Genomic DNA, 4,043 nt, shown 5'->3' on the forward strand with positions numbered 1-4,043 from the left:
CCTTCCAGTCGATCGCCAATGCCAGGATCTACGTGAAGAACATCGCCGAGGCTTTCTGCGCGGCGGATGCGGAAGGCTGCGTCAGCTACCAGACCAATGCCGCCGCCTACACGAAGAAGCTCGACGCGGTCGAAGGCGAAGTGAAAGCGGCGATCGCCTCAATCCCGGAGAGCAAGCGCGTCGTCATCACCTCGCATGACGCCTTCGGCTATTTCGAACACGCATACGGCCTGACCTTCCTCGCCCCGCAAGGCATCTCGACCGACTCCGAGCCATCCGCCGCAGACGTCGCCAAACTGGTCAATCAGGTGAAGCAGGACAAGGCGGCTGCGATCTTCGTCGAGAACATCACCAACCCGCGCCTGATCGAACAGATCGCCAGCGAAACCGGCATCAAGGTCGGCGGCACGCTCTATTCGGATGCGCTGTCGCAGCCCGACGGCCCGGCCGCGACCTACATCGACATGATGCACAACAACATCCGTCAGATCAAAGGCGCCATTCTCGGCAGCTGAGTTTGAAGGATCGTCCAGCCGGGCCGCATCGGCCCGGTTGGATTTTCCGCCACGCAATGTCTATTTGGCAGAGAATTCCTTCGGTACGGATTGCCGCCCATGTCGGGGAGTGGCAAGACTGCCGCCTGACCAGTTTGCGAGGATGCTGCCATGGAATACCGCGAAATCAGCGAGGACTATTCGGTTTCGGGCCAGATCCAGCCTGAGGACGTCGCCGCCATCAAGGAAGCCGGCTTCAAGAGCGTCATCTGCAACCGGCCCGATGACGAACAGCCCGGCCAGCCTTCTGCCGACACCGTCAAGGCGGCGGTGGAAGCCGCAGGGCTCGCCTTCCGCTACATTCCGGTGATCAGCGGCCAGATCACCGCCGAGAATGTCGAGGATCAGGCCGAAGCGCTCGACGAACTCGACGGCCCGGTCTTCGCCTATTGCCGCTCCGGCGCGCGCTGCACCAATCTCTATGGGCTGATCCAGCAGTCGAAGGGCTGAACGGCCAGGGCTTAAATCGGCAGCGCGCCGGTCTCCTTCAACGTCTCCAGCACGATCGCCGTCTTCACGTGCTGCACGGATTCGTGTGGCAGGAGCACGCCGTTGACGAATTCCGACAGCGACTTCAGGTCGGGCGTCACCACTTTCAAAATGTAGTCCATCTCACCGGTCAGCGCGTGCGCTTCCTGCACTTCGGGCAGCCGCGCCACCAGCTCGCCGAAGCGCCTTGCATTGTCGCGGTTGTGCGTGGCGAGCGTCACCGAAATGACATTGACCAGGGAAAAACCGAGCTTGTCGCGGTCGAGAACGGCGCGATAGCCCTTGATAAAGCCGTCCTCCTCCAGCCGCTGGCGGCGGCGCGAGCATTGCGACGCCGACAGGTTCACCCGCTCCGAAAGATCGTTGTTGGTCAGCCGCGCATCACCCTGCAACAGCGCCATTATCTTGCGGTCAAACTGGTCAATGCGCGCCTCATCCATGGTTTTTCCTCACATCATGCACGCTTCACGCATGACATCATCATTTCAAGCGTTTGAATGCAAGCACCGTGCGCCTCCTCCGCGTTATGATCGTGTCAAATGGCCTTTTCAGGCCAGGCCAGCTTTCGGAGGAATATCATGGGTCCCTTCCCGCACGACGCCCCGCCCGCCAGGATCGGCAAGGACAACCCGGCCGGCACCGACGGCTTCGAGTTTGTCGAATTCGCGCATCCGGAACCGGAAAAACTGGCTCAACTGTTCACCCGTATGGGCTATGTCGCGGTGGCCAAGCACCGCACGAAAGACGTCACCATCTGGCGGCAGGGCGACATCAACTATGTCGTCAATGCCGAGCCCGGCTCGCATGCGATGAAGTTCGTCGACAAGCACGGCCCCTGTGCTGCCTCGATGGCCTGGCGGGTGGTGGATGCCAAACACGCTTTCGATCATGCGGTTGCCAAGGGCGCCATGCCTTACGAAGGCGCCGACAAAGCGCTCGACGTGCCAGCAATCATCGGCATTGGCGGCTCGCTGCTCTACTTCATCGAGACCTATGGCAAGAAGGGTTCGGCCTATGATGCCGAGTTCGAATGGCTGGGCGCTCGCGACCCACGGCCGGAAGGCGTCGGCTTCTACTATCTCGATCACCTGACCCACAATGTCTATCGCGGCCAGATGGACAAGTGGTGGGATTTCTATCGCAATCTGTTCGGCTTCAAGCAGATCCATTTCTTCGACATCGACGGCAAGATCACCGGCCTGGTGAGCCGCGCCATCACCTCGCCCTGCGGCAAGATTCGCATTCCGCTCAACGAGTCCAAGGACGAGACCAGCCAGATCGCCGAATATCTGAAGAAGTACAATGGCGAGGGCATCCAGCACATCGCTGTCGGCACCGACGAGATCTATACCGCCACCGACAGGCTGGCCGAGAACGGGCTGAAGTTCATGCCCGGCCCGCCGGAGACCTACTACGACATGTCGTATGACCGCGTGAACGGCCATGACGAACCGATCGAGCGGATGAAGAAGCACGGCATCCTGATCGACGGCGAAGGCGTCGTCGACGGCGGCATGACCAAGATCCTGCTGCAGATCTTTTCGAAGACCGTGATCGGCCCGATCTTTTTCGAGTTCATCCAGCGCAAGGGCGACGAAGGTTTTGGCGAGGGCAACTTCCGCGCGCTGTTCGAATCGATCGAGCAGGATCAGATCAAGCGCGGCGTGATCAAGGTGGACGGCAAAGCGGCGTAAGGTTACTCTCGCTGCGGCCCGGCTTTGGCTTAAGGTTGGGCCTAGCGAGGTCGAGCCGTGCACGTCTCTATTACGGAAGCCAGAGCCAAACTGTCGGAACTCGTCAGGCGTGCAAATGCCGGCGAGGAGATCGTAATCACCCGGCGCGGCAGGGTCGTAGCGCGTCTCTTGCCGCCCCCCGGCAAGGAAAGACCTATCGGCGCCACCGCTGCTCTGAAAGGGCCGAGCGGCTTGACGATTAATTAGAGCCCCAACCGCTCGACCTCTCTCTCCCTCAGCTTCGCATCATAATAGAGCAGAAACTCATCCAGTTGCGGCGGCTTGACCGACGTCCCCGAAAGCATGGCGTGCACCTGGCCGCGGTGATGGATGTCGTGCAGGAAGACATGGGCGAGGATATCGCCGATGCGCTCGGGGATCATGCCGTCCTCGCGCCGGTCGGTGATAACCTGCCGATCGAGGTCGTCGGCCGACAGTCTATCGCAAAAGGCGATCAGCCGCCGGTCGGCTGCGACCTGCGCCGCAAACAACGCCCCCGGCTCGTCGAGGGGCACGAAGTCGTCATGGGCGGCAGCACCGAGACCACCCTCTTCGAGAAAATCGAGATAGAGAAGATCGACCGCAAGGATGTGGTTGAGCGTCGCCTTGATCGATGGAAAGAAGCTGGTGCGTTCGGCCTCGAACTCACCTGGCTGGAGCGACAGCACCGCGCGGTAGAGCCGGTCGTTCGACCACAGATTGTTGCCGGCCATACGGCGCAGATGGTCGAGCAGGTTCACGAGATCATCCCCCTGCCCGCATCAGATGCAAGCCTGCCCCCATGATCGCGAATCCGGCAAGAACGATCAGCAGAAGCCGGTTCATGCGCCGCCGCATGGCTTGCGTTTCCTCGTCGCGCGCGACGTTCATGTTGGTGATGGTGTGGAACATCATCGCCTTGCGCGGAAAGCCGCTGCGGTTGGTCAGGCCGGGCGATCGCGCCTCAATGCGGTAGCTCAGCCGGATCGCCTGGATGAAGACCGCCAGTATGGCGAGTGCCCAGACACCGGCCAGAAGATAGTCCCCCGTCATGCCCTTACCTTTCGTATTTCTCGACCTTCTGCTCAATGGCGCCGAAGATCGAATGCCCGGTTTTGTCCTTCATCTCGATGCGCACCGTGTCGCCGAAGCGCAGGAACGGCGTTTTGGGTTCGCCTGACACAATGGTCTCGATCATGCGCAGTTCGGCGATGCAGGAATAGCCTGCATCGCCGAACTGCTCATGATCGAGACCATTGTGTCAGGCGAACCCAAAACGCCGTTCCTG

At 60.8% G+C, this 4,043-nt stretch carries 7 protein-coding genes and 1 pseudogene; 4 read left to right on the forward strand and 4 right to left on the reverse strand.

Annotated elements, in window-relative coordinates; genetic code table 11:
* Together EN939_RS23820 and EN939_RS23825 are read left to right on the forward strand one after the other, a co-directional pair.
* Window positions 1-515: metal ABC transporter solute-binding protein, Zn/Mn family (locus EN939_RS23820; RefSeq protein WP_164751171.1), on the forward strand; the 515-nt coding region annotated here is incomplete at its 5' end.
* Window positions 516-665: 150 nt separating this feature from the next.
* Entirely contained in the window at window positions 666-1,004 is a 339-nt protein-coding gene (locus EN939_RS23825) for a TIGR01244 family sulfur transferase (protein ID WP_127270126.1), read from the forward strand.
* Window positions 1,005-1,015: 11 nt separating this feature from the next.
* On the opposite strand, the gene EN939_RS23830 is transcribed toward EN939_RS23825, so the two are convergent.
* Window positions 1,016-1,483: an Lrp/AsnC family transcriptional regulator gene (locus tag EN939_RS23830; RefSeq protein WP_127270128.1), complete on the reverse strand. Its 468-nt coding sequence runs from the start codon at window positions 1,481-1,483 to the stop codon at window positions 1,016-1,018.
* Window positions 1,484-1,621: 138 nt separating this feature from the next.
* Between EN939_RS23830 and hppD the strand changes: the two genes are divergently transcribed.
* A complete protein-coding gene (gene hppD / locus EN939_RS23835; protein ID WP_127270130.1) occupies window positions 1,622-2,737 on the forward strand; it encodes a 4-hydroxyphenylpyruvate dioxygenase in 1,116 nt (371 codons plus the stop codon).
* A gap of 57 nt (window positions 2,738-2,794) precedes the next feature.
* Window positions 2,795-2,983 (forward strand): type II toxin-antitoxin system Phd/YefM family antitoxin, encoded by a 189-nt coding sequence (locus tag EN939_RS23840; RefSeq protein WP_127270132.1) that lies wholly within the window; start codon window positions 2,795-2,797, stop codon window positions 2,981-2,983.
* Here EN939_RS23840 and EN939_RS23845 read toward each other — a convergent pair.
* The 3 genes and pseudogenes from EN939_RS23845 to EN939_RS23855 form a co-directional block, all read right to left on the reverse strand.
* Window positions 2,980-3,516 carry a DinB family protein gene (locus EN939_RS23845; protein ID WP_127270134.1) on the reverse strand — a complete coding sequence of 179 codons (537 nt, stop codon included), beginning with the start codon at window positions 3,514-3,516 and terminating at the stop codon, window positions 2,980-2,982. The two genes, EN939_RS23840 and EN939_RS23845, sit on opposite strands and share 4 nt — an antisense overlap.
* A 4-nt stretch (window positions 3,517-3,520) precedes the next feature.
* A complete protein-coding gene (locus tag EN939_RS23850; protein WP_127270135.1) occupies window positions 3,521-3,808 on the reverse strand; it encodes a hypothetical protein in 288 nt (95 codons plus the stop codon).
* A 4-nt stretch (window positions 3,809-3,812) separates the two neighbouring features.
* A pseudogene (locus tag EN939_RS23855) lies at window positions 3,813-3,989 on the reverse strand (fumarylacetoacetate hydrolase family protein); the annotation flags it as partial.
* Window positions 3,990-4,043 lie beyond the last annotated feature (54 nt).

Origin of the sequence: Mesorhizobium sp. M7A.F.Ca.CA.002.05.1.1, assembly GCF_003998335.1 — a bacterium.
GTDB lineage: Bacteria > Pseudomonadota > Alphaproteobacteria > Rhizobiales > Rhizobiaceae > Mesorhizobium.